We start from the raw sequence: 22,371 nt of genomic DNA, 5'->3' as shown, positions 1-22,371 counted from the left end.
GATTCAGGACAACGACCAACGAATACTGGTCCGGCGAGGGGTCGCCGGTCGACGTCCACATTCGAAATTCCGTGATCCCGCTCCGAATTCCCAATCCTCAGTCGTCTTTCCCGGCATCTGTTGCCGCGCCGTCCACCCGGTGCCATTTTTTCGCCATGATTACTCTTCGCCGATTCGTCATCGCCGCCGCCACGGTCGCCGTGGCGGCCACGCCTGCCCTCGCCCAGCCCAAGGTCAAGACGGGCGTCGAGGTGCTCCTCAAGGACTCGCTCCACCTCATCGCCGGCAAGCGCGTGGGGCTGCTCACCAACCACAGCGGCCGCCTGCCGGACGGCACGAGCACGGTGGACGCGCTCTTCCGGGCGCCGGGCGTCAAGCTCACGGCGCTGTTCGGCCCCGAACACGGCATTCGCGGCGTGGCCAAGGCCGGCGAGAAGATCGCCACCGCGGTCGATTCCGCGACGGGCGTTACGGCCTACTCGCTCTATGGCGACGTGCGCGCCCCAACGCCCGAGATGCTGAAGACGGTTGACGTGCTCCTCTATGACATCCAGGATGTCGGCGCACGCGTCTATACCTATCAGTGGACGATGGCGCTGGCGCTCGAGGCGGCCGGCAAGGCCGGCGTCCCCTTCATCATCCTCGACCGCCCGAATCCCATTCGGGGCGACAAGGTGGACGGCGGGATGCTCGACACGGCCTTCTCGTCGCTCGTCGGGCTGCACCCGGTGGCGCTGCGCTACGGCTTCACGCCCGGCGAACTCGGGCGCTGGCTTGTGGGAAGCGGCCGCGTGAAAGCGGACGTCAAGGTGGTGCCGATGCAGGGGTACAAGCGCGCGATGTACTACGAGCAGACGGGCCTGCCGTGGGTGAATCCGTCGCCGAACCTGCGCAACAACGACGCGAACCTCCTCTACACCGGCACCGTCTTCTTCGAGGGTGTCAACGTCAGTGAAGGGCGCGGTACTGACAATCCGTTCGCCCAGGCCGGCGCGAGCTGGCTGACCGACGCCGGCGCAATCGTGAAGGCGTTGAACGACAAGAAGATCCCGGGCGTCTGGTTCGACTCCGTGCTGAAGCCGGTGGAAGCGGGCTACGAGTTCGGCGGGCAGACCATTCCGATGGTCCGCGCCACCGTGACGGACCGCGATGCCGTGGTGCCGGTGAACGTCGGCGCGCACATGCTGCGCGAGATCTACGTGCGCCACAAGGACAAATGGGAGTGGCGCAAGGGTTCGATCGACCGCCTCTCCGGCAGCGCGCGCCTGCGTGAGGCGGTGGAGAAGGACGGCGGCATCGAAGCCCTGCTCCCGGTCTTCCAGGCCGAGTCCGAGAAATTCCTGACGGAGTCGAAGAAGTTCTGGATTTATAAGTAGAGGGCAGACGGAAGACGGGAGACGGAAGCCGGAAGACGGAAGTCTTCAGTCCTCTGGGGAAACGGGAGAGCCCGCGAAAGTCGCGGGCTCTTCTTGTCTTCCGTCTCCCGGCTTTCGGCTACCGTCTGCCCTCGAAGAAATCGCGCAGCAGCGCGGCGCACTCCGCTTCCCGCACGCCCCCCTGCACCTCCGGGCGGTGATTGAGCTTGGGGTGCCGCAGCAGATCGTGCACCGATCCGGCCATCCCGGCCTTGTCGTCCCACGCCCCGAACACCACGCGCCCGACACGTGACAGCACGATGGCTCCGGCGCACATCGCGCACGGCTCGAGCGTCACATACAGCGTGGCCGAGGGCATTCGCGACTCGCCGCTGGCATAGGCGCCCGCCTTGAGCACGCGCATCTCGGCGTGCTGCGTGGCGTCCTCCGTGGCGACCATCGCATTGCCGCCGCGCGCCACCATCGCGCCGGCCACGAGCAGGATGGCGCCCACCGGGACCTCGCCGTTCGCCGCCGCCCGCTGCGCTTCGGCGATGGCCAGGCCCATCCAGTACTCGTCTTGCGCTTCGCGTGAGGCGAAGACCACGGGACCAGGTTGCGTCATGGTTGAAATCTCGGTGGCGGGCACCTGACGCTCAAGTCGCCGGCTGGGCCTGCCGGCGGGCTGGACCCGCGCTACCCCTTGGCGAAGGTCAGCGCGTCATGCTGGGCGTCCACGCGCACCGTGTCGCCCTCGGCGTACTCGCCCTGGAGCAGCGCGAGCGCGAGCGGATTCTGCAGCAGCCGTTGCAGCGCGCGCTTGAGCGGACGCGCGCCGAAGGCGGGATCGTACCCTTCGTGCGCGATCAGCTCGCGCGCCGCCGGCGTGACGTCGAGCGCCAGCTTCTTCTCGGCAAGCAGCTTGTCGAAGCGCTTCAGCTGGAGGTCCACGATGTGGCCGATCTCGCCGCGGCCGAGCGGGCGGAAGATGATGATGTCGTCCACGCGGTTCAGGAACTCGGGCTTGAAATGGCCGCGCAGCGCCTGCGTCACCTGCGTCTCCACCAGCGCCCAGTCGGCCGTCCCCTGCTCGAGGATCCACTGCGAGCCGAGGTTCGAGGTCATGATGACGACGGTGTTGCGGAAGTCGACCGTGCGGCCCTGTGAGTCGGTGAGCCGCCCGTCATCGAGAATCTGGAGCAGCACGTTGAAGACGTCCGCGTGCGCCTTCTCGATCTCGTCGAACAGGATCACGGCATACGGACGGCGCCGCACCGCCTCGGTGAGCTGGCCGCCCTCCTCGTAGCCCACGTAGCCCGGCGGCGCGCCGATCAGGCGCGCCACGGCGTGCTTCTCCATGTACTCCGACATGTCGATGCGCACCATCGCGGTTTCATCGTCGAACAGGAACTCGGCGAGGGCGCGCGCGGTCTCGGTCTTGCCGACACCGGTGGGGCCGAGGAAGATGAACGACCCGATGGGCCGGTTGGGATCCTGGAGGCCGGCGCGCGACCGACGCACGGCGTCGGCGACGGCGCGCACTGCCTGCGTCTGGCCGACGACGCGCCGCGCCAGCTCCTGGTCGAGCTTGGTGAGCCGTTCCTTCTCGCTTTCCATCATCCGCGTGACCGGAATACCGGTCCACTTGGCGACGATTTCGGCGATGTCGTCGGCGGCGACTTCCTCGTGCAGGAAGCGCGCGCCGCCCTGCTTCTGATCGGCGATCTGCGCCTCGATGGTCTTCAGCTGCTGCTCGAGCTGCGGGATGCGGCCGTACGTGATCTCGGCGGCCTTGCCCAGGTCGCCGGCGCGCGTGGCGCGGTCGGCCTCGCCACGCGCCTCCTCGATCTGCTGCTTGAGCTTGCCGACGCCGCCCAGCGCGTCCTTCTCCTGCTGCCATTGCGCCTTCATCGACCCGCTCTGCTCGCGCTGATCGGCAAGCGTCTTCTCCAGCGCCGTGCGGCGCTCCACCGACGCCGGGTCCTTCTCCTTGGCGAGCGCCTGCCGCTCGATCTCCAGCTGCACGATGCGGCGCTCCACCTCGTCAATCTCCTGCGGCAGCGAGTCGATCTCGATGCGCAGGCGCGACGCGGCCTCGTCGACAAGGTCGATGGCCTTGTCCGGCAGGAAACGGTCGCCGATGTAGCGGTGGCTCAGCGTGGCGGCGGCGACGATGGCGCCGTCGGTGATCCGCACGCCGTGATGGCTCTCGTAGCGTTCCTTGAGGCCGCGCAGAATGGCGATGGTGCTCTCCACCGTCGGCTCGCCGACGTACACCGGCTGGAAGCGCCGCTCGAGGGCCGGATCCTTCTCCACGTGCTTGCGATACTCGTCGAGCGTGGTCGCGCCGACGACGCGCAGCTCGCCGCGCGCCAGCATCGGCTTGAGCATGTTGCCGGCGTCCATCGACCCTTCGGCCTTGCCGGCGCCCACGATGGTGTGCATCTCGTCGATGAAGACGACGAACTGCCCCTCGCTGGCGGTGATCTCCTTGAGCACGGCCTTGAGCCGCTCCTCGAACTCGCCGCGGAACTTGGCGCCGGCAATCAGCGCGCCCATGTCGAGCGCGACCAGGCGCTTGTTCTTGAGCGACTCAGGGACGTCACCGTTGACGATGCGCTGGGCGAGGCCCTCGGCGATGGCCGTCTTGCCGACGCCGGGTTCGCCGATGAGGACGGGGTTGTTCTTGGTGCGGCGCGACAGCACCTGCATGACGCGGCGGATCTCCTCGTCGCGGCCGATCACCGGATCAAGTTTCCCCTGGCGCGCGGCATCGGTGAGGTCGCGCGTGAACTTCTGCAGCGCCTGATACTGATTCTCGGGACTCTGGTCGGTGACGCGGTGCGCGCCGCGAATGGCCTCAATGGCCTCGAGCAGCGCGGCGCGCGTGGCGCCGGCCGCGGCGAGAACCGTCTTCGTTTCCGTTCCCTTCACGTCGCTCAGGGCGAGAAGCAGGTGCTCGGTGGAGACGTACTCGTCGCCGAGTGCCTTCGCATCCTTCTCGGCCCGGTCGAGCACGGCGCTGAGTTCACGGGCCAGCGACGGTTTGGCCGCGCTCTGCTTCGGATATCGGGCGATCTCGCGCTCGAGCGCTTCCTGCAGCGTCGGCACGTTGACCCCGAGCTTCTGCAGCACCGGCACGACGATGCTCTCGTCCTGCGCGAGCAGGGCGGCGAGGAGATGCGCGTCGTAGACGAGCGGATTGCCGTTGCGGCGCGCGAGGGACAGCGCGTCGTTGAGGGCATCGGCACTCTTTACGGTCAGGCGGTCGGGGCTCAGCATGCTTCGGTCGGAACGAGGAGGGGATTGAGGCGAAGGGACGGGGGACGGGTGCAGGAACGGGGGACGAGACTGCGACACGGTGGTGCAACCGCGGTGCCGCGTATTCTCCGCCGTTCCGGCATCGCGTCCGGCCGCAACGCACGACGGGTGCGCCGCGGCGGCAGTCCCCTACCTCACAATACGGAATTCGGCGCGAATTTTCTCCACCTGGGCCAGGCCCTTCCAGGTCGTGGCCCACGGCACGAGGCGCCAGAGCCACCACAGCAGACGGGCATACCCCGGATAGACGATCAGCGCCTCGTTGCGCGCGAGTCCGGCGAAGACGCGCTCGACGAGCCCCTCCACCGGCACGATGGGGAACGGCGCCATCGTGCGCATCGCATCGGCCTTCAGGCCGGCAACCAGTGTGCGGCTGTAGATGTTGCTCTCGATGAATCCGGGACAGATGGCGCTCACCCTCACGCCGAGCCCGCGCCCCTCGAGCCGCAGCGCGTGCGTGAGACTGACCACGGCCCACTTCCCCGCCCCGTAGGCGCTCAATCCGGGCGTCGGAATGAGTCCAGCGAGCGAGGCCGTGTTGACGAGGTGACCGCTGCGCTGCGCGACCATCTGGCGGTAGGCCGCGTGCGCCACGTTGATGACACCAAAGAGATTCACGTCCAGCACCCGGTGCCAGTGCTCGATGGTGGAGTCGCGAAACTCGCCGGCGAAGCCGATGCCTGCGTTGTTGAAGCAGACGTCGAGGCGACCCTCGGCGGCAACCATCTCGGCGATCGCGCGCTCCACCGCCGACGCATCGGTGACATCCAGCGTGCGTGCCTGGGCGCGTCCACCCGCCGCGCGGCACGCCTCTGCCACAACCTCCGCCGCCGCGCCGTCGATGTCGGTCACCCAGACGCGAGCACGGCGCGCAGCGGCGCCCAGCGACAGCGCGCGGCCGATGCCCGAGCCGACCCCCGTGATGAAGACCACCCTGTCCGTAAGCATCAGCCCCGCGCGAAGAGGTCGCGATGAAGGTGCAGGTCGCGCCGGGCCGCGGCAATGTGGGAGGGGCGCAAAAAGACCGCGCTCGAGGTGGATGGTCTCGAGCGCGGCCGGTATTCGCTACTTGGTAATCAACATCTTCTTGACGGTTCGCTGACCGTCCACCTCGATGACATACATGTAGATGCCCGAGGCCACTTCGTTGCTCGTATTGCGGTAGTTGCCATTCCAGTACGCCGTGTACTGGCCGCACGTCAGCAATACGTTCTCCAGCGGTTGACCCCCTGCCACATTTCCCGTTCCGCCCTGCAGCACCGGCACCGCGACAAACTGCGCGAGCAGGTTGTAGACGCGGACCGACACCTTGAACTGATGACTCGGATTCTCATCACAGCCGATCTCGAACGGAATCCAAGTCTGCGGATTGAACGGGTTCGGGTAGTTCTGCTTCAGCGTTACTACGGGTCGCTTAGCCTGGCTCGATCCCGTCTGAGCCGTCCCAAGCTGTGGCGTGAGGGCGAGGGTCAGCACCGCTAGGAGTGCTGCCCAACGATACCTCATCGTAACTCCTTTTCTGACAATGCAGGTTCGGTTGGTGTGTCTCCTCTAGGAATGAGTGTGGATGTGATTGGCCAATAGCCAAACTAGGGGCCGTTTTCGGCACTGTCAAGGAACGAGGCAACGGCTGGGTTCAGGTGGTCCCAGTGGAACCGCCGTCCATCCTCGACCCGAGAGCTGATGCCGAGACGATCGCACCCTTCGATCAGCGGGATGGAGTACTTGCGGCTGATACCGAAGATTTCCCGAATCTCACCGGCCGAGTAGACGCGGGCCTCGCGGGTACCGTGGCGAAGATCGCGCAACGCGGCGCGCCAGGCGGCCGGGCTGAGGAAGCGCTGCTCCCCGACCGCCACCACCCGCCCCTCGCGCTCGAGCAATCGCAGCAGCGCCGGAGCGCGTGCGCCAACCTTGCTGCCGATCTCGTCGATCGTCGGCGGCTCACGGCCGGCCGCCGCCAGCACCTGTTCGATGGCATCGATGGCGGCGCGGTCCGCCGCGGACAGCCTGGGCTGCCATCCCGCCCGTGCGACAAGCCCCTCGGTGATCACGACGAGCCCCTGCTGCACGGCCGCGCGCACCACCTCGTCGCACAGTTCGGGCCCGAGTGCGAGCTTGGCGCGCAGCGACTGCAGCGGCGCGCCGCGATCAAGGGGCCGCGCCGCGTGTGCGGCGTCAATGGCTTCGAGCAACGCAGCCTGCGCGCCGTCGAGCACCGCGCGCCGCGTGATCCGATCGCCGACGCGAACCAGGTCGCCCGCCAGGCTGGCCACGAGGCGATCGCTTTCCTGCCGGGTCAGTCCGAGGCGCAAGGGGAGCGAGTTGGCGGCGATTCCGCGGTGACGCTCTTCGTCCAGCATCCACGTCAAGCGCTGCGCGGGAGAGGCCCCCGCCCCGGCGAAGGGCGGCGTTCGCCGGAACGGCGGCGCCGGATCGGTGATGACCCCGCCACCGATGGTCGCCGCGGGCGACGCGGCGCGCAGGACGAATCGATCACCGCCACGTGCCACGACCGGATGATCGAGCACCAGGCGCACGGCGACCGTCGCGCCCGGCTGCACGGGGCCACCACGCGCCACGACCCGCGCGCCGACTTCGGTCGTGCCCAGGTGGAGGCGCACGCGCGTCCGCGCCGTCAGCGTAATTCCCGCGTCGTCGAACAGCGCCACGTCCGCCCGGAGACGATCGCGTTCTACCCACGCGTCGCCAGCAGCCACCAGTACGCCACCGCGGGCCAACGCGTCGCGCTCCGCGCCGGCGAGGGCGAGCGCCGCGCGCTGGCCCGCCTGGCCAGCCGCGACCGCGTGCCCGTGCGTCTCGACGCCGCGCACCCGCAGCGCGACGCCACCGGGAAAGGCGCGAAGCGCATCGTCGCGCCCGACGCGGCCGCTCCAGACGGTGCCGGTGACGACGGTGCCGGTGCCCTTCACCGTGAAGGCGCGGTCCACCGGCATCCGGAACAGGTCGCCCGCGTCGCGCGCCGGCACCGCGGCCGCGGCCTGCACCAGGGCACGACGCAGCGCGTCGAGTCCTTCGCCCGTGCGCGCAGAAACCGTGATGACCGCGGCGCCCTCGAGCGGCGAGCCCCGCAGTGCGGCCGTGACGTCGTCCGCCGCGAGTGCGCGCATTTCGTCGTCCACGAGGTCCGCCTTGGTGAGCGCCACCACGCCTCCGCGAATGCCAAGCGCGCCGAGGATGGCGAGGTGTTCGCGCGTCTGGGGCATGACGCCCTCGTCCGCCGCGACGACCAGCAGGGCGAGATCGATGCCCGCGGCCCCGGCGAGCATCGTGCGCACGAACGCCTCATGGCCCGGCACGTCGACGACGCCAATCGTGCCGACCCCCTCGAGTTCGAGGGGCGCGAAGCCGAGGTCGATGGTGATGCCACGGCGCTTCTCCTCGGGGAGACGGTCGGTGTCCACGCCGGTCAGGGCGTGCACGAGCGCCGTCTTGCCGTGGTCGATGTGCCCCGCGGTGCCGAGGATCACGCGTCCACCTCGTGACGCTCCCACGCGAGCAGCGCGCGCAGCGGACGGCCGCCGTCGGTGAGATGCTCCTCGAGAAACTCACGCAGCAGGCGCTGATGGGCGCGAATGCTGGGTTCGTCGAGCGACGGCGACGGCAGGCGGCCCAGCCACGAGCGAATGGCGGCGCGCGCCTCGGGCGGGAGCGTGCGCGCCCCGGGCGTGTGCCGGGTGCAGTTGGCGCAGACGGCGCCGCCCGCGCGGTGATTGAACGACACCGACGCGTCGGCATCGATTGGCGCATGGCACGACACACATTCATCGAGCGACGGCGCAAAGCCCAGCTCCGCCACCAGGCTCCAGGCCCCGCCGAGCGCCACCGGCGCCGCGCCGCCGGGGGGTGCCGCCTCGAGCGCGTCGAGTGCGTCGGTCATCGCGTCGAGCAGCCCCGGGTCTTCCTGCTCGGGCGCAAATCGCAGCAGCAACTCGGCGATGGCCGCGGCGGCGGCGAAACGGTCGAGCGAAGCGGCCAGCAGCGGGCGCGACTGCGTCGCCTCGAAGGCGGTCAGCGTGTGGAGGTCACGCCCCATGGTCGTCATCAGCTGCGCTTCCCCGCCGGCGTACAGATCGAGCGCCGCCCCGTACTTGTTGCGCGGCCGCCGCGCCCCGCGCGCGATCGCCGACACGATCCCCAGCTCCCGCGTGATCAGCCGCACGATGCGCGACGTCTCGCGATAGTCGAAGGCGTGGAGGACGATGGCTTGTGTCGTTATGAGCGACATCGCGGGAGATTGAGGATATGGAATTCGGATTGCGATTTTCGATTGCGATTCGCGACGGCGATTCGCGATCATTGCGGCGCCAAGGCGGGCGGCAGCTGGCGGCTGCCGCCACGCATTCCATCTCCTAAGATACCGCGCGCTACGGGTGGCCGACGGTCACGCCGAGGCGCAGCGAGCGTCCCGGGGCGCGGTAACCGAAGATCGCCTGATAATCCACGCCCGTCAGGTTGTCGCCCCGCAGGCGCGCGAAGACCGGGACCGGCGCGCGCGCCCCTGACAGCCGCACGTTGGCCGACAGATCCACCAGCGTGCGCGCAGGGAGCATGACCGGCTTGGCGGGCCAGCCGGAGAAGTCGCGGTCCGGCGTTGCGCCGGTGTATGCCGCGCCCAGCGCGACGTCGCCGCGCCTCGCCAGCGGGCGCGACAGCTCCACGCGCGCCGTCCGCGCGGGACGCCGCACCAGCGGCTGGCCCAGCACGAAGGTCGCCCCCGCGCCTGAATCAAACCCCGCATTCGTGACCCGCGTGTGCGAGTAGGCATACGTCAGCCGCGCCCGCAGGGCCGCGCCGAGCGCGAACGCCGCTTCCCCCTCGACGCCGTCGGCGTTGGCGCCGGCCACGTTCACATAGTTCGGGGCGAGCGGGCTCAGGGTGCGCGCATTGTACTGAATCAGGTCGCGGAAGCGCTGCTGATACCCGGTCACGCCAAGCGTGACGCGGCCGACGGCGCCTTCCAGCGCCACTTCGCGACTGTGCGTGCGCTCCGGCGCGAGCGCCGGATTCCCGCGCACGTAGCCCGTGGCGAAGTTCTCGAAGAAGCTCGGCGCGCGAAAGGCGGAACCCGCCGCCGCGCGCACGCGCCACCCTCGCGCCAGCTGCCAGGCGGCGCCAAGACGGGCCGTGCGGAAGGTGCCGAAGGCGCTGTTATCGTCGAGCCGACCGCCCAGCTGATAGCTGGCGCGCCCGCGCGCGCCGATCGCCTGGACATACAGCGACCGATCATTGCGCGCGGCCACGAAGGTGCCGGTGTCGCGGCCGTACTGGCTGAGCGACAGCGACGACGAGCGTTCGTGATCGCGCGACGCCTCGGCGCCAACCGTCAGCGATTGGGCGGCGCCGACGCGTGCCGTGACACGCACGTCCGCCGACCGTCGCGTCACGGTGCCGCGGGAGTAGAACCCGTAGAACCCAAGGGTGTCCGCGGCGGAATCGGGCCCGTCGTTGTTGCGCGGCGCGTACTCGCTGGAGGTGAGGGTCCACGCGGTGACGACGCGCGACCCCACGGCGCGATGCCCCGAGAACGCCAGGGCAAGCCGGTGCGACGTGCTCTCCGCATTGCGATCGCCGATCGAGCCATCCGACTCGTTGGGATAGTGATACACGGACGCCAGCCAGCGCGCGGCGATCGTCGCCTCGGTGCGCACGTCGGGCGCCCAGCGCAGCGTGGCATTGGCCGACTGGTTCCGATAATCGTTGTTGAACGGCAGAATCCCCTGCGCGGAACGGTCGGCAACGCTGGCGCTCAACGACGCGCGCCCGAGCGCCCGGGCGGCGGAGAGGGCGGCATCGCGCTGGCCGAATGACCCGCCGTCCAGCGCGAGCGCGGCGCGCGATCCACCGGCTCCCGTGCGTGACACGAGCTGGATCACCCCGGTGACCGCGTCGGCGCCATAGAGCACGCTGGCCGGACCGCGCACCACCTCCACGCGCTCGATGTTGTCGAGGGTCAGCGCGCCCAGATCGACGGCACCTCCCGGCTCATTGAGTGGGACCCCATCGAGGAGCACGCGCACGTAGTTGCCCTGGCCGCCGCGCACGAAAAGCGACGCCTGCGAGCCGAACGACGAACTCTGCACGACGGTGACGCCGGGGATGAGGCCGAGCGCGTCGCGCAGATGGGTGATGCCGCGGGCGCGGAGTGAATCGCCGCTCAGCACGGCGACCGTCGCCGGGGCGCGCACACTGGTCTCGATGCGCGTTGCGGTGACGACGACGGGAGCGAGCGATGTATTGGAGCCTTGCGCGCCGAGAGCGACGGGGAGCGCGAGCAGGAGGAGTGGGCGCATGCTGTGCGAGGGATGGATTGGTGTGGGCGACGGGTGATGGCGGATGGCGGATGGCGGATGGCGGACGAGGCTGCTTCAGCGCTTGCGCAGGGGAATGAGCACGGGGGCGCCGACGGCGGGGTCGCGCGCGACGACGAGTGGCCAGTCGTAGACGGGCTCGAGCACCTCACCGCGCATCACCTCCGACGGCGTACCGGCGGCGACCACCCGGCCGCGGTGGAGCACGACGATGTGCGCCGCGAATCGGGCGACCAGGTTCAGCTGGTGGCTGACGAGCAGGACCGTGCGCCCTTCGCGCGCGAGTGCATCGAGCAATTCGAAGGCCCCCATCTCGTGGCCGACGTCGAGGAAGGTGCCGGGTTCGTCGAGGACGAGCACTTCCCCGCCCTGCGCGAGCGCGCGGGCGAGGCGCACCCGCTGCCACTCGCCGCCCGACAACTCGTCGGTGCGGCGACTCATCAACTCGGCGGCGCCCGCGCGGGCCGCCGCAGCTACCGACGCCGCGACGTCGCCGGGGCCGAGCGCCGTCCAGGCGCCGTGGTGCGGATAACGTCCCAGCATCACGTAGTCGCGCACCGGTAGCGGGAAGGCCGGTTCTTCACGCTGGGTCACCACCGCCATCAGGCGAGCGAGGGCGCGCCGGTCGGCGGTCGCCGCGTCGAGGTGGCCGACCTGCAAGCTGCCCGACGTCAACGGAACTTGCCCGATGAGCGCGCGCACGACGGTGCTCTTGCCGCTGCCGTTCGGACCCACCACGGCCGTCACCCGTCCGGGCGGCGCCTCGAACGTCGCGCCGTCGAGCGCGTTCACCCGCGCGCCGGGATAGCGCACGACCGCGTCCTGCACGCGGATCATGTGGCCCTCCGCAGTCGCACGAGGAAGAATGGCACGCCAACGAGGGCCGTCACCGCCCCGAGGGGAAGTTCGGCCGGCGACCGCACCGTGCGCGCGACCACGTCGGCGGCGACGAGCAGCGTGGCGCCGAGCACGGCGGAGGCAAGAAGCACCTCGCGCGCGCGTCGCATACCGAGCGCGCGCGCCATCGCGGGCACGACGAGCCCCACGAACCCGATGAGACCGGCGCCGGCCACGGTAATGGCGGCCAGCAGCGCCGCGAGCAGGAAGATGCGCCGCGTCGCGCGAGCGACCTGCACGCCGAGCCCCGCCGCCGCGTCCTCGCCCAGCGCGAGCAAGTCGATGTCGCGCGCGACGGCGACGAGCGTCACGCCCGCGATCGCGGCGTAGAGCGCGAGCCAGCGCACGGCCGACCATTCGGCGCCCGCGACGGAACCCATCATCCACCAGAGGGCGTTGCGCACCGCTCCTTCGCCGGCGCCCGCCAGGAGAATCATGATCGCAGCGTTGGCGAAGGCGCCGACCACGACGCCGGCCATCAGCAGGACACGCGGGTCGGCGCGGCCACTCGCGGCGCGCGCGACTAGGAGCACGAGTGCGACGGCGACCGCCGCCCCCGCAAAGGCGGCGACCGGCAGCGTCACGGCGGCGGTCAATCCCGCGACGACGGCGAGCACTGCGCCCACGGCCGCGCCACCGGAGACGCCGAGCAGGTACGGCTCGGCGAGCGCGTTGCGCAGCGTCCCCTGCAGGGCGGCGCCGCTCATGCCGAGCCCGGCACCGGCGATCATCGCGAGGCAGACGCGCGCGAGGCGCAGGTCGCGGACGATCGCCACAGACTGCGGATCACCCTGTCCGGCGACCGCACGCGCCACATCCACGAGCGTCAGCGGGACCGGTCCGATGGCAAGCCCGCCCGCACACGCCGCCGCGAGCGCGATGAACAGCAGCACCCAGCGCGTGGGGGTCATGGCTGCGCGCGCCGTGCAGAGTCGAGCAGCGCACGCAATGATCGCGCCGCCTCGCCCATGCGCACGCCCGGACGCCCGATGAGCGCCGTGTCGACCACCAGCACGCGCCCCGCGCGCACCGCCTCGACTGCCTGCCAACGAGGATTCGCGCGCAGCCGTTCGGCGGCGCGCGGGCCGGCGAGCACGAAGTCGGGCCGGCGCGCCGCGACGCTTTCGAGCGTCACCTGCGGCGACGGTTGCGGCAGGTCCGCGAATACGTTGCGCGCACCGGCAATCGTGACGAGCTCGCCGAGGTAACTTCCGGCGCCAATCGTGATGAGCGGCGCGTCCCACGCATGCCAGAAGACCGAAACAGGCGGCTGAAACGCCGGCAGCGCGGCCACCAACTGGATGGAACGCGCCACCGAGTCCGACACCTGGCGCGCCGCGACCGAGTCGTCGAGCGCAACGCCGAGGGCGCGCACGATGCGCGCGAAGTCGGCGATACGGTCGGTGCGCAGCGCAAGCGTGGCGACCCCCGCGCGGCGGAAGGCGCTGGCGGCGGCGCGATTCGCATCCGTCGCGTAGAGCACCACGAGATCGGGGCGCGCCGCGATCACCGCCTCGACATTCGGCTGGAGGCCATCACCCAGGTCGGGGACCTGCCGCATGCCGGGCGGCGAGTCGTCCCATCGCGTGCGGCCCACGAGCCGCGCCTGCGCCCCGAGAGCGAAGATCGCTTCGGAAACGACGGGATTGAGCGAGACCACGCGCGTGGCGGCGCGGGCGAGCCGCAGCGTGTCGCCAAAGTCATCCACGAGTGGTGCGATGGCAGCGCGTCCCGGCGCGGCCCGATCGGCCGGAGCGGCGCAGGCACTCACCACCAGCGCGGTGAGGCACGCCAAGCGATGGAAACGCGGACGACGATCGACCGAATGCACGAAGGGCTCGCTCCACCCCGGGAGCGAGCCCACAACGGCGGACGCACTCAAGCGCCCGTCGCCACGCGGCCTCCCCCGAGGCATCTGATGTGGCACGGACGCAGGGCGTCTCCTGGCTCCGGGCCCCCGCTCCCCTTCCCAGCCTTCCGGCCAGTGGTTGTCGAGCGGGGCGAACTGCGCCCGTTACAGTGGCGGGGCCGCGCCGGACTTGCACCGGCTTCCGTGACCCGCATCCGTTGTTGAATCGATTGTGTCGGTGAACCTATGTCAGGCCCTGTTCACGCGCAACCGCGTCGCTGAGCTGCTTGTCGAGGTGCGCGCGCGCCTGCCAGTGATCCGCGCGCTGCGCCTCGGTGGGCCGCTCGATTTTCGCGAACGCGTCGTCGAGCGCGGCGATCTGCGCGCGCCACGTCGCGGCGCTCGCGTCGCCGGCGTGTCCACCGCCCGCGCGCTGCCGTCGATACATCGCGCGGGCGAGGCCCACCAGCAAGACCGCGCCAAGCGCCGCCATCAGCGCCAGGACGCGCAGTTGATTACCCGACATGGCGCTGGTTCCGGGCGCGCTGACGCGAATCACGGCGCCGGTCGGCACATCCTGCGCGAGGAACCGGGCGAACGTCCGACCGCCGGTCGTGGTGGCGCCCATCGACGCCAGGCCGCCGCCCTCGGCGCGCGCCAGCGCATCCTCCACCAGGACTTCGAGCACGTCAGCCGGCTCCTCGACGACCAGCGAATACTCGGTTTGCGTGGGGACGTCGTACGAGAAGGAGAACTGCTTGAGCCCCGGCGCGAAGGGCGCGGCCAGGCGCACACGTCCCGCCTCGAAGCGCGCGGCCCCGTCGGAAAAGTCCGACTGCGCCACGCGCCCACTGTCCGCCCGGTCGAGCAGCCGCGCCTGCCAGACCATTCCCCCGGCGCCGCCCGCCACGCGGGTCAGCGTGGAATCATTGGACAGTTCGTAGACCTCGAGCACGGTGCGCCGCTGGTGTTCGCCCGGCGTCGCGAAGACGATGTGCCGGCCGCGCACGAGAATGGGAATCGGCGCGCTCGTGGTGTCGTGCACCACCAAGCGCGCGTCGTCCCCGCTCACGGCCCGCGCGGTCAGCGGCGACGTGAAGTAGGCGACGCCACCGTACAGGTTCGACACGAAGTAGACGGCGTTCGGTTCACCCGATGTATGGTAGCGGAAGGTATATCGTCCGTCGCCGTCGGTTCGCACCGAGTCGAGCGGCGCGGCGCGATCAGTCCCCACGCGGTGCAACACGACCCAGGCCCCAACGAGCGGCTTCATCGCGGTCCGCGAGCCGAGGACCACGCGACCGTTCACCGACCGGGCCTCGCCGCTCGTCACTCCATGCGGCCGGCCGAGCACCGGCGGTTGCGATGTGGCACCCTGCGCGCGCGCGGTGGACGGTGTGCCGCCAGCCGCGATTGCGGTGATCGACAGCGCGAGCGCCGCCGCGCGCCGGGCGCACCCGCGAACTACCGAGTCATCGCGACTGCCCGGCGCTCGACGGCGCATCTAGAACGAGAAGCGGCCGAAGTCCTCGGGCCGCATGTGTTCGAGGTGACGCTGCAGCTCCTCGGCCGACATGGCGTCGTCATCGCGCCCCGCCGGCGCGGACTCGGATTCGCCGTCACCCGCGAACAGGACCTCGGCCACGTAGATCGGGGCGTCGAGGCGGAGGGCGATGGCAATCGCATCGCTCGGCCGCGCATCGACGATGACCGGCGCGCCGCCACGGGCGAGATGCAGTTCCGCGAAGAACGTCGAGTTCTCGAGGCGCGTCACCTGGACGCGGCGCAGCGTGGCGCCCAGCCCGTTGATGAGGGCGTGGCAGAGATCGTGCGTGAGGGGACGCTCGCGCTTCACGCCGTTCATCTGCATCGCGATGGACTCCGCCTCCGGCCGCCCGATCCAGATGGGGAGGACCCGGTCGCCATTCTCCTCCTGCAGCACCACGACATACGCGTTGGACACGCTGTCGAGGCCGAGCTTGGCCACCTTCACCGGGATCACGGGTCCTCCCCGCCGAGCGCGCTAGCGCGCGCGCGCGGCGCGCCGGAGTTCAGCGACCTTGTCGGTGCGCTCCCAGTTGAAGAGCGACACCTTCTTGCCGAAGCGCTCCACCTTGGCCGGTGTGCGACCGAAATGCCCGTAGGCGGCAGTGGGGCCGTAGATCGGCTTGCGCAGGTCGAGCGCCTCGATGATGCCGCGCGGCGTCAGGTCGAAGACCGCGTCGACCGCGCGCATGATCGCCGTCTCGGGAACCGCGGCCGTGCCGAACGTGTCGACCATCACCGACACCGGCTTGGCCACGCCGATGGCGTAGGCGAGCTGCACCTCGCACTTCGAGGCGAGCTTGGCGGCGACGATGTTCTTGGCCACCCAGCGCGCGGCGTACGCGGCCGAGCGATCCACCTTGGACGGATCCTTGCCCGAGAAGGCGCCGCCGCCGTGGCGGCCCATGCCACCGTAGGTGTCGACGATGATCTTGCGGCCGGTGAGGCCGGCGTCGCCCTGCGGGCCGCCGACGACAAATCGTCCGGTCGGGTTGATGTGCACCTTCATGCGACGCGCGCGCAGTTCCGGCGGAATGACCGCTTCGATGATGTCGTGGCGCACCGCCTCGTGGATCGCCTTGTTCTTCACGGTATCGGCGTGCTGCGTCGAGATGACCACCGTGTCCACCTCGACGGGGCGGCCGTCCTCGTACACCACCGACACCTGCGACTTGCCGTCGGGACGCAGCCAGGCGAGGGTGCCATCCTTGCGGCGGTCGGCCAGGGCATGCGTGAGCTTGTGCGCCAGCTGGATGGGGAGCGGCATCAGCTCCTCGGTCTCATCGCAGGCGTAGCCGAACATCATCCCCTGGTCGCCGGCGCCGCCGGTGTCCACGCCCTGCGCGATATCGTGCGACTGCGTGCCCAGCGCATTGAGCACCGCGCACGAGTCGGCGTCAAACCCGATGCCGGCCTCGGTGTAGCCGATGTCCTTGATGGTCTCGCGCACGAGGGCGCGCAGATCGACCCAGGCGTGCGTGGTCACCTCGCCGAAGATCGTCGCGAGGCCCGTGGTGACCATCGTCTCGCACGCAACCCGCGACCTGGGGTCGTGCGCCAGCAGCGCATCAAGCACCGCGTCAGAGATCTGGTCGGCCACCTTGTCGGGGTGGCCTTCGGTGACGGATTCGGAAGTGAAGAGATGGCGATGAAGCACGGGATCGTTCCGTTGAAGGCACGAGCGGCCGGCAGAAAGCCGGCCGCTCTAGTGAATGTCCGCTTTGTCAGTAAGAATATGGGTGTCGACAAGGGCGAGCAACCCGTCGGCCGCATCACCCCGCAACGCGAGTTCCGCCAGCAGGCGCTCACGCAGCGTCCCTTCGACGGCCTGCGCCGTGCCCGCGTCGACCGCCACGGCCATCGCCTCGGCCGCCGCCGAGACGCGAATGCAGCGGACCAGGTGCTTGACCGCCGCGACCGACCGGGGCGCGACACTCAGCGTGCGGATGCCGAGGCCGAGCAGCGCAAAGGCCATCAGCGGCTGCGAGGCCATCTCGCCGCACACCGACACCTCGATGCCGGCCCGCGTCCCTTCGGACTGCGTGCGCGCGATGAGCCGCAGCACCGCCGGATGCAGCGCCGTGAAGCGATCGACCAGCTGGATGTTGCCGCGGTCAACCGCCAGGGTGTACTGCACCAGGTCGTTGGTGCCGATCGAGAAGAACGCGGTTTCCCTGGCGAGGGCGTCGGCCGTGATGACGGCGGCCGGCGTCTCGATCATCACGCCGAGGGGCACGTCCTTGCGATGCGGCACGCCGCGCGCGTCGAGTTCGGCGGAGGCCTCGGCCAGCAGGACGCGGGCCTGCCGCACTTCGGCCACCGAGACGATGAGCGGCAGCATGATGCGCAGGTCACCGTGCTCCGCCGCCCGCAGCAGCGCGCGCAACTGCACCTTGAACAGCTCCGGCTCGTCGAGGCACATGCGGATGGCGCGCCAGCCGAGGAACGGATTGGCCTCGTGCGGGAAGCCGCCCACCGGCAGCTTGTCGCCGCCGATGTCGTAGGTGCGGATGACGACCGGATGCGGCGCGAAGGCGCGCAGGACGCGGCTGTACGCCTCGTACTGCTCGTCCTCGTCGGGCATCGCGGCGCGCCCGACGACGAGGAACTCGGTGCGCATCAGCCCCACGCCCTCGGCGCCGCTGTTCGCCCCCGCCGCCGCCTCGTCGGGCATGTCGACGTTGGCCCGCAGCGTGATGCGCACGCCATCGACGGTCACTGCCTCGGCGCGGGCGTACTGCTGGAGTTCGCGCGTCTCTTCCTGCTCGATGCGGGCGCGCTCTCGGTAGTCGGCAATGCGTTCCGGCGTCGGATCGAGCACGAGCAGGCCGTGCGTGCCATCCACCACCGCCGTCATGCCGGACGTCAGCTTGGCGGTCGCGTCGCGCAGGCCGACCACGGCCGGCAGCCCGAGCGAGCGGGCGAGGATGGCGACGTGCGACGTGCCGGTGCCGGCGTCGGTCGCGATCGCGCTGATCGCCTCGCGGTCGAACTGCACGGTGAGCGACGGCGTCAGGTCGTGCGTGATGAGGATGGCGTTGCTCCCCTTGGGGAGATCCACCGGATCGCGGTCGGGGAGGTCGAGAAGGAGCGAGAGCACCCGGATCTGCACGTCGAGCAGGTCGCTCACGCGCTCGCGCATGAGGGCGTTGGTGGAACGCCCGAAGTGCTCGCGCCACTCGAGCAGCACCAGGTCGAAGGCCTTCTCCGCCGAGAAGCCCTGGCGAATGAGCGTCTCGGCGCTCGCGCGCAGGTCGGCATCGTCGCAGATGGAGATCTGCACGTCGAAGATGGCCGCCTCCTCGGGGCCGGCGTGCTGCTCGACGCGGTCACGCACCTTCCGCAGCCGCACGATGGCGAGGTCGCAGGCCTCGTGCAGGCGGGTCACTTCCCGCTCGGCGTTAGCCGGCTCCACCGTGCGCGCCGGCACTTCGGGTACCTCCCAGCGGAGGAGGTGCACCGGACCGATGATGATGCCCGGGGACGCGGGTACGCCGACGAGCGTGATGCTCACTCAGGCCTCACCGAACTTGGAGTTGACGACCGCCACCAGCGCCTCCGCGGCCGCTGCTTCATCATCGCCAATCGCGCGAATCACGATCGTCGCGCCGCACTCCGCCGCCAGCATCATCACGCCCATGATGCTCTTGCCGTTCACCTCGAGGTCATCGCGGATGATCGTGATCGACGAGCGGAAGCGCGCGGCGACCTTCACGATCTCCGCCGCGGGGCGCGCGTGGATGCCGTGGCTGTTCTGCACCTCGACCGAGCGTTCAACCATCAGCGCACCACCGTGTAGATGAAGAATAGCAGCAAGAGGGCCACGCCGACCCGCCATCCATCGATGCGAGCCTGCCACCGGGCGAGGGCAACGCCCAGCAGGGCCGCGACACCCAGCGCCAATCCGAAGGACGGGACCGGCACGCGGTGGGCCCGCAGGAGCACGAGCGGCAGGGCCACGCCGGCGACGGCGGCCAGCGCCCGCGCCACGTACAAAGGCCCCTTGCGCAACACGGGGCTCCCGAGCGCCGCAGCGACCTTGAGCCCCTCTCGGTACCCCGCACGCAACCCCCAGGCCCGCAGGGAGACGTGACCGACGTTGTAAGTTCCCACAAACACGAGAAGCACGCCAGCCGCGGTGGCCCCGAGGCCATACGCCAGCAGCGCGAGCGCGGAGCAGAACGGCAGCCACCCCGCCCAGACCAGCCGGTCGCCGGCGGCTCCCAGCGGCCCACAGCACGCCGTGCGGAAGCGCTCGACGCGATCCGGGTCTTCCCCGTCCAGCTCGGCGCGCACGAGCGCGCCGACCGCCAGGGCCGCGAGATACGGGTGCGCGTTGAAGTAGCGACTGTGGCGGGCCATTGCGGCGCGATACGCGTCGCCGTCGCGTCCTCCCGGCAGCAGCCGAAAGGCCGGCTCGGCCGCAAAGGCGATGCCGTTGCCGATCATCGCCTCGTAGTTGTAGCTCCCCTGCACGGCAAACAGCCGCACGAAAACGCGCAGCCACGTGACCATCGGCAGCGACGACGCGGCTTTCATCGCATCACCGCCGCCAGCAGGCCGACCAGCAGCCCGGCCACCACGTAGCGCGCGTAGTCCTTGGCGCCGTGCACCACCTTCCACACCGCGGCTCCCGCCACGCCGACGGCGATCACCGCGGACACGGCCACCGAGTCGACGCCGCTGACCGTGTGCAGCGCGTCCTGCAACTGGTTGCGCAGGGGAATCAGCGCCGTGACGAAGATGGCCGTGACGGCCCCGGCGCGACCGAAGTCGAGGACGAGTCCCGTCCAGTGCACGGCGATCAGGGCCGTGGCGTCACCGGCGGCGACCTCGTCACGGTACCGGCCGGCCACGGACAGGTTGAACCGGCGCAGCCAGACCAGCGTCTGGCCGCCGAGCATGGCCGCGCACAGGCCGGCGAGCACGGCGAGCGGCAGCGTGCGGGCGGCCAGCTCGGGATTGCCGGGAACGACCGCCATCGCCCCCGCGGCCACCGACGCCGGCCCCCACTCAGGGTAGCGCGACGCACCAAACGGCATCGTCTCCAGGGCGAAGCACTCCAGGAGCACCCCGACGAGGAGGCCGCTCGCAATGTCGCCGCAGATGAAGCCGCCCAGCGTGGCCGAGACGAGCGGTCGCGAGAGCATGGCCTGCGGGAACGACACGAAGTCGAGCCCGACCACGGCCCCGACGATCGTCAGCAGCACGAGGGTGCCGGGATCGATCATCCGCCGCTCCGCGCGAGCAATTCGGAGAGCGGAACGGGCACGGCGCCGGGGACGTCCTGCGCGGAAACCTCGACGCCGCGCGCCGCCACGGCGCGCAGGTCGGCCTCCTCGGACTCGTCGAGGAAGACATAGCGCAAACGCGGTGAGCGCCCCGCCCGATGGTGCAGCCCGCCCACGTTGACCTGCCGAATGCCGGCATCGCCCTCGACCAGGGCGCGCATCGTCGCCGTTCCGCCGGCGAGCAGGAGCCCGGGCTCGGGAAGCGCCCGATACTCGGGAAGGTGCGCCAGCGCCGTCGCGACCGACTCGAAGTGGACGGTCATCTCGGGCGGCACGCCCATGCGATACAGGTCCTGCTCCCAGTCGCTCTCGGCCACCTGATCGTCCACGAGCACGATGAAGCCGAGAGCCAGCGGCTGGCCCCACCCCACCACGACTTGCCCGTGCACGAGCCGGTCGTCGATGCGGTAGACCTCAATTGCCACGCCCGCCCTCCTCAGCCACGACGATTCCGGCCTTGCCCTTCTCGGCGACGAGCTGCCACGTCTCGGGGCCGGCCGACGACGCCATCACGAACGACAGGAGCATCGGGAGGTTGGCGCCGCAGACGACGGCCAATCCGGGGACGTCGCGCGCGAGTCGCCGCGCGGCGATGGTGCAGCTGCCGGCCGGAAGGTCGGTGAAGACCACCTGCGCGCCCGACGAGGCGATGGCCTGCCGCAGGGCGTCCGCGATTTCGGCGCCCCCAAGGGTCGCGTTGCTGAACGGCAGCAGGCGCGCCGCGGCCGCGGCGCCGGCCACGCGCGAGACGGCGCTCACCAGCCCTTCGGCGAGGTCGCCGTGCGCGGCGACGATGGCGCGCGGCGCGTCACTCATCGTCGTCGAGCAGGTACTTGCGCACGTCCCCGCTGCGCTGGACCATCTTCGCCTTCAGGCGCTCGTTGAACTGATGCGCCGCGTCCACGCCGGTGTATCGCAGCAGGTGGTTCATCGCAATCACTTCCGAGATCACGGTGATGTTCTTGCCGGGGTTCAGCGGCACCGTGATCTTGGGCAGGTCAACCCCGAGGATGTTCACCGACTGCCCGTCGAGGCCGGTGCGATCGACCTGCAGCGTCTTGTCCCAGACGACCAGGTCCACGACCACCTCGATGCGCTTCTGCTGCCGCACGGAGTGGATGCCGAAGATCGCGCTGACGTCAATCAGCCCGACGCCGCGGATCTCCATGAAATGGCGCTGCAGCTCGTGCCCGCGGCCGATCACGATGTCCGCGCCCTTGCGCCGCGCGAGCACCAGGTCGTCCGCGACGAGGCGATGGCCGCGTTCGACCAGGTCGAGCACGCACTCCGACTTGCCGATGCCGCTCTCGCCGGTGAAGAGCAGGCCGACGCCGAAGACGTCGGCCAGCGAGCCGTGCAGCGAGATGGAGGGGGAGAACTCGTTCTCGAGGAAGGGCGTCATCACGCGATAGAACTCGCGGGTGTTGAGCCCGGACACGAGCACCGCCACGCCGGCGCGCCGCGCCTCCTCGTCCATCCCGTCGGGCAACGACTGCCCCTTGGTGACCATCACGCACGGAATCGGATAGCTGAAATACGTGCGCAGGTTGCGCCGCCGGGTGTCCTCGTCGAGCGACGCGAGGTAGGTGATCTCGGTCTCGCCGAGCACCTGCACGCGCCGGTGCACGAACCGCCCGGTGTAACCCGCCAGCACGAGGCCGGGCCCCGACGCATCCGACGTCGGGATCTCGCGCGACAGCCCGTCCGGGCTGCCCAGCACGGTGAGCGCCATGGCATCGCCCATGCGCTCCACCAGTCCGCGGACAGTCAGCGCCATGCCG

General features: G+C 70.2%; 21 protein-coding genes and 1 riboswitch. Of the genes, 1 reads left to right on the top strand and 20 read right to left on the bottom strand.

The features are described 5' to 3' along the window. Window positions 1–155 precede the first annotated feature (155 nt). Window positions 156–1,376 carry a DUF1343 domain-containing protein gene (locus tag VGJ96_05285; protein HEY3286523.1) on the top strand — a complete coding sequence of 407 codons (1,221 nt, stop codon included), beginning with the start codon at window positions 156–158 and terminating at the stop codon, window positions 1,374–1,376. Between the two features lie 118 nt (window positions 1,377–1,494). Here VGJ96_05285 and tadA read toward each other — a convergent pair whose 3' ends face one another. The 20 genes from tadA to hprK all read right to left on the bottom strand — a co-directional run bounded on the left by tadA (window position 1,495) and on the right by hprK (window position 22,367). Continuing rightward, complete coding sequence (tadA, locus tag VGJ96_05280; GenBank protein HEY3286522.1) at window positions 1,495–1,980, bottom strand: tRNA adenosine(34) deaminase TadA; 486 nt, start codon at window positions 1,978–1,980, stop codon at window positions 1,495–1,497. 71 nt (window positions 1,981–2,051) lie between these two features. Next, the gene (clpB, locus tag VGJ96_05275) at window positions 2,052–4,637 is read right to left on the bottom strand and encodes an ATP-dependent chaperone ClpB (protein ID HEY3286521.1); all 2,586 of its coding nucleotides are present in this window, start codon (window positions 4,635–4,637) and stop codon (window positions 2,052–2,054) included. Between the two features lie 168 nt (window positions 4,638–4,805). Further along, window positions 4,806–5,624 (bottom strand): SDR family oxidoreductase, encoded by an 819-nt coding sequence (locus VGJ96_05270; GenBank protein HEY3286520.1) that lies wholly within the window; start codon window positions 5,622–5,624, stop codon window positions 4,806–4,808. A gap of 117 nt (window positions 5,625–5,741) precedes the next feature. Continuing rightward, window positions 5,742–6,152: a hypothetical protein gene (locus tag VGJ96_05265; protein ID HEY3286519.1), complete on the bottom strand. Its 411-nt coding sequence runs from the start codon at window positions 6,150–6,152 to the stop codon at window positions 5,742–5,744. Between the two features lie 113 nt (window positions 6,153–6,265). Then, window positions 6,266–8,167 carry a selenocysteine-specific translation elongation factor gene (selB, locus tag VGJ96_05260; protein HEY3286518.1) on the bottom strand — a complete coding sequence of 634 codons (1,902 nt, stop codon included), beginning with the start codon at window positions 8,165–8,167 and terminating at the stop codon, window positions 6,266–6,268. Further along, complete coding sequence (gene recO, locus VGJ96_05255) at window positions 8,164–8,925, bottom strand: DNA repair protein RecO (GenBank protein HEY3286517.1); 762 nt, start codon at window positions 8,923–8,925, stop codon at window positions 8,164–8,166. Before recO ends, selB begins: the two co-directional genes overlap by 4 nt. 139 nt (window positions 8,926–9,064) lie before the next feature. Next, a complete protein-coding gene (locus VGJ96_05250; GenBank protein HEY3286516.1) occupies window positions 9,065–10,990 on the bottom strand; it encodes a TonB-dependent receptor in 1,926 nt (641 codons plus the stop codon). A 75-nt stretch (window positions 10,991–11,065) separates the two neighbouring features. Then, window positions 11,066–11,845 (bottom strand): ABC transporter ATP-binding protein, encoded by a 780-nt coding sequence (locus VGJ96_05245; protein HEY3286515.1) that lies wholly within the window; start codon window positions 11,843–11,845, stop codon window positions 11,066–11,068. After that, window positions 11,842–12,816 (bottom strand): iron ABC transporter permease, encoded by a 975-nt coding sequence (locus tag VGJ96_05240; GenBank protein HEY3286514.1) that lies wholly within the window; start codon window positions 12,814–12,816, stop codon window positions 11,842–11,844. The genes VGJ96_05245 and VGJ96_05240 overlap by 4 nt, the downstream gene beginning before the upstream one ends. Then, on the bottom strand, window positions 12,813–13,736 hold the full coding sequence (locus VGJ96_05235) for a helical backbone metal receptor (GenBank protein ID HEY3286513.1): 924 nt from the start codon (window positions 13,734–13,736) through the stop codon (window positions 12,813–12,815). The genes VGJ96_05240 and VGJ96_05235 overlap by 4 nt, the downstream gene beginning before the upstream one ends. A gap of 86 nt (window positions 13,737–13,822) precedes the next feature. Beyond that, window positions 13,823–14,017, bottom strand: a riboswitch (cobalamin riboswitch). Further along, window positions 13,999–15,258 (bottom strand): hypothetical protein, encoded by a 1,260-nt coding sequence (locus tag VGJ96_05230; protein HEY3286512.1) that lies wholly within the window; start codon window positions 15,256–15,258, stop codon window positions 13,999–14,001. Its footprint overlaps the riboswitch before it by 19 nt. After that, complete coding sequence (locus VGJ96_05225) at window positions 15,259–15,756, bottom strand: bifunctional nuclease family protein (GenBank protein HEY3286511.1); 498 nt, start codon at window positions 15,754–15,756, stop codon at window positions 15,259–15,261. 21 nt (window positions 15,757–15,777) lie between these two features. Next, window positions 15,778–16,956 (bottom strand): methionine adenosyltransferase, encoded by a 1,179-nt coding sequence (gene metK, locus VGJ96_05220; GenBank protein HEY3286510.1) that lies wholly within the window; start codon window positions 16,954–16,956, stop codon window positions 15,778–15,780. A 48-nt stretch (window positions 16,957–17,004) separates the two neighbouring features. Then, entirely contained in the window at window positions 17,005–18,813 is a 1,809-nt protein-coding gene (gene ptsP, locus VGJ96_05215) for a phosphoenolpyruvate--protein phosphotransferase (GenBank protein HEY3286509.1), read from the bottom strand. Further along, on the bottom strand, window positions 18,814–19,080 hold the full coding sequence (locus VGJ96_05210) for an HPr family phosphocarrier protein (protein ID HEY3286508.1): 267 nt from the start codon (window positions 19,078–19,080) through the stop codon (window positions 18,814–18,816). Continuing rightward, on the bottom strand, window positions 19,080–19,838 hold the full coding sequence (locus VGJ96_05205) for a PTS system mannose/fructose/sorbose family transporter subunit IID (protein HEY3286507.1): 759 nt from the start codon (window positions 19,836–19,838) through the stop codon (window positions 19,080–19,082). The genes VGJ96_05210 and VGJ96_05205 overlap by 1 nt, the downstream gene beginning before the upstream one ends. After that, window positions 19,835–20,530 carry a PTS sugar transporter subunit IIC gene (locus VGJ96_05200; GenBank protein ID HEY3286506.1) on the bottom strand — a complete coding sequence of 232 codons (696 nt, stop codon included), beginning with the start codon at window positions 20,528–20,530 and terminating at the stop codon, window positions 19,835–19,837. Before VGJ96_05200 ends, VGJ96_05205 begins: the two co-directional genes overlap by 4 nt. After that, window positions 20,527–21,015 carry a PTS sugar transporter subunit IIB gene (locus VGJ96_05195; GenBank protein HEY3286505.1) on the bottom strand — a complete coding sequence of 163 codons (489 nt, stop codon included), beginning with the start codon at window positions 21,013–21,015 and terminating at the stop codon, window positions 20,527–20,529. Before VGJ96_05195 ends, VGJ96_05200 begins: the two co-directional genes overlap by 4 nt. After that, window positions 21,005–21,406 (bottom strand): hypothetical protein, encoded by a 402-nt coding sequence (locus VGJ96_05190; GenBank protein ID HEY3286504.1) that lies wholly within the window; start codon window positions 21,404–21,406, stop codon window positions 21,005–21,007. Before VGJ96_05190 ends, VGJ96_05195 begins: the two co-directional genes overlap by 11 nt. After that, window positions 21,399–22,367, bottom strand: coding sequence for an HPr(Ser) kinase/phosphatase (gene hprK / locus VGJ96_05185; protein ID HEY3286503.1), 969 nt, complete (start codon window positions 22,365–22,367; stop codon window positions 21,399–21,401). The genes VGJ96_05190 and hprK overlap by 8 nt, the downstream gene beginning before the upstream one ends. Between the last annotated feature and the right edge of the window lie 4 nt (window positions 22,368–22,371).

Source organism: Gemmatimonadaceae bacterium (assembly GCA_036504815.1).
GTDB lineage: Bacteria > Gemmatimonadota > Gemmatimonadetes > Gemmatimonadales > Gemmatimonadaceae > PNKL01.
This window is presented reverse-complemented; position numbering and strand designations above follow the sequence as displayed.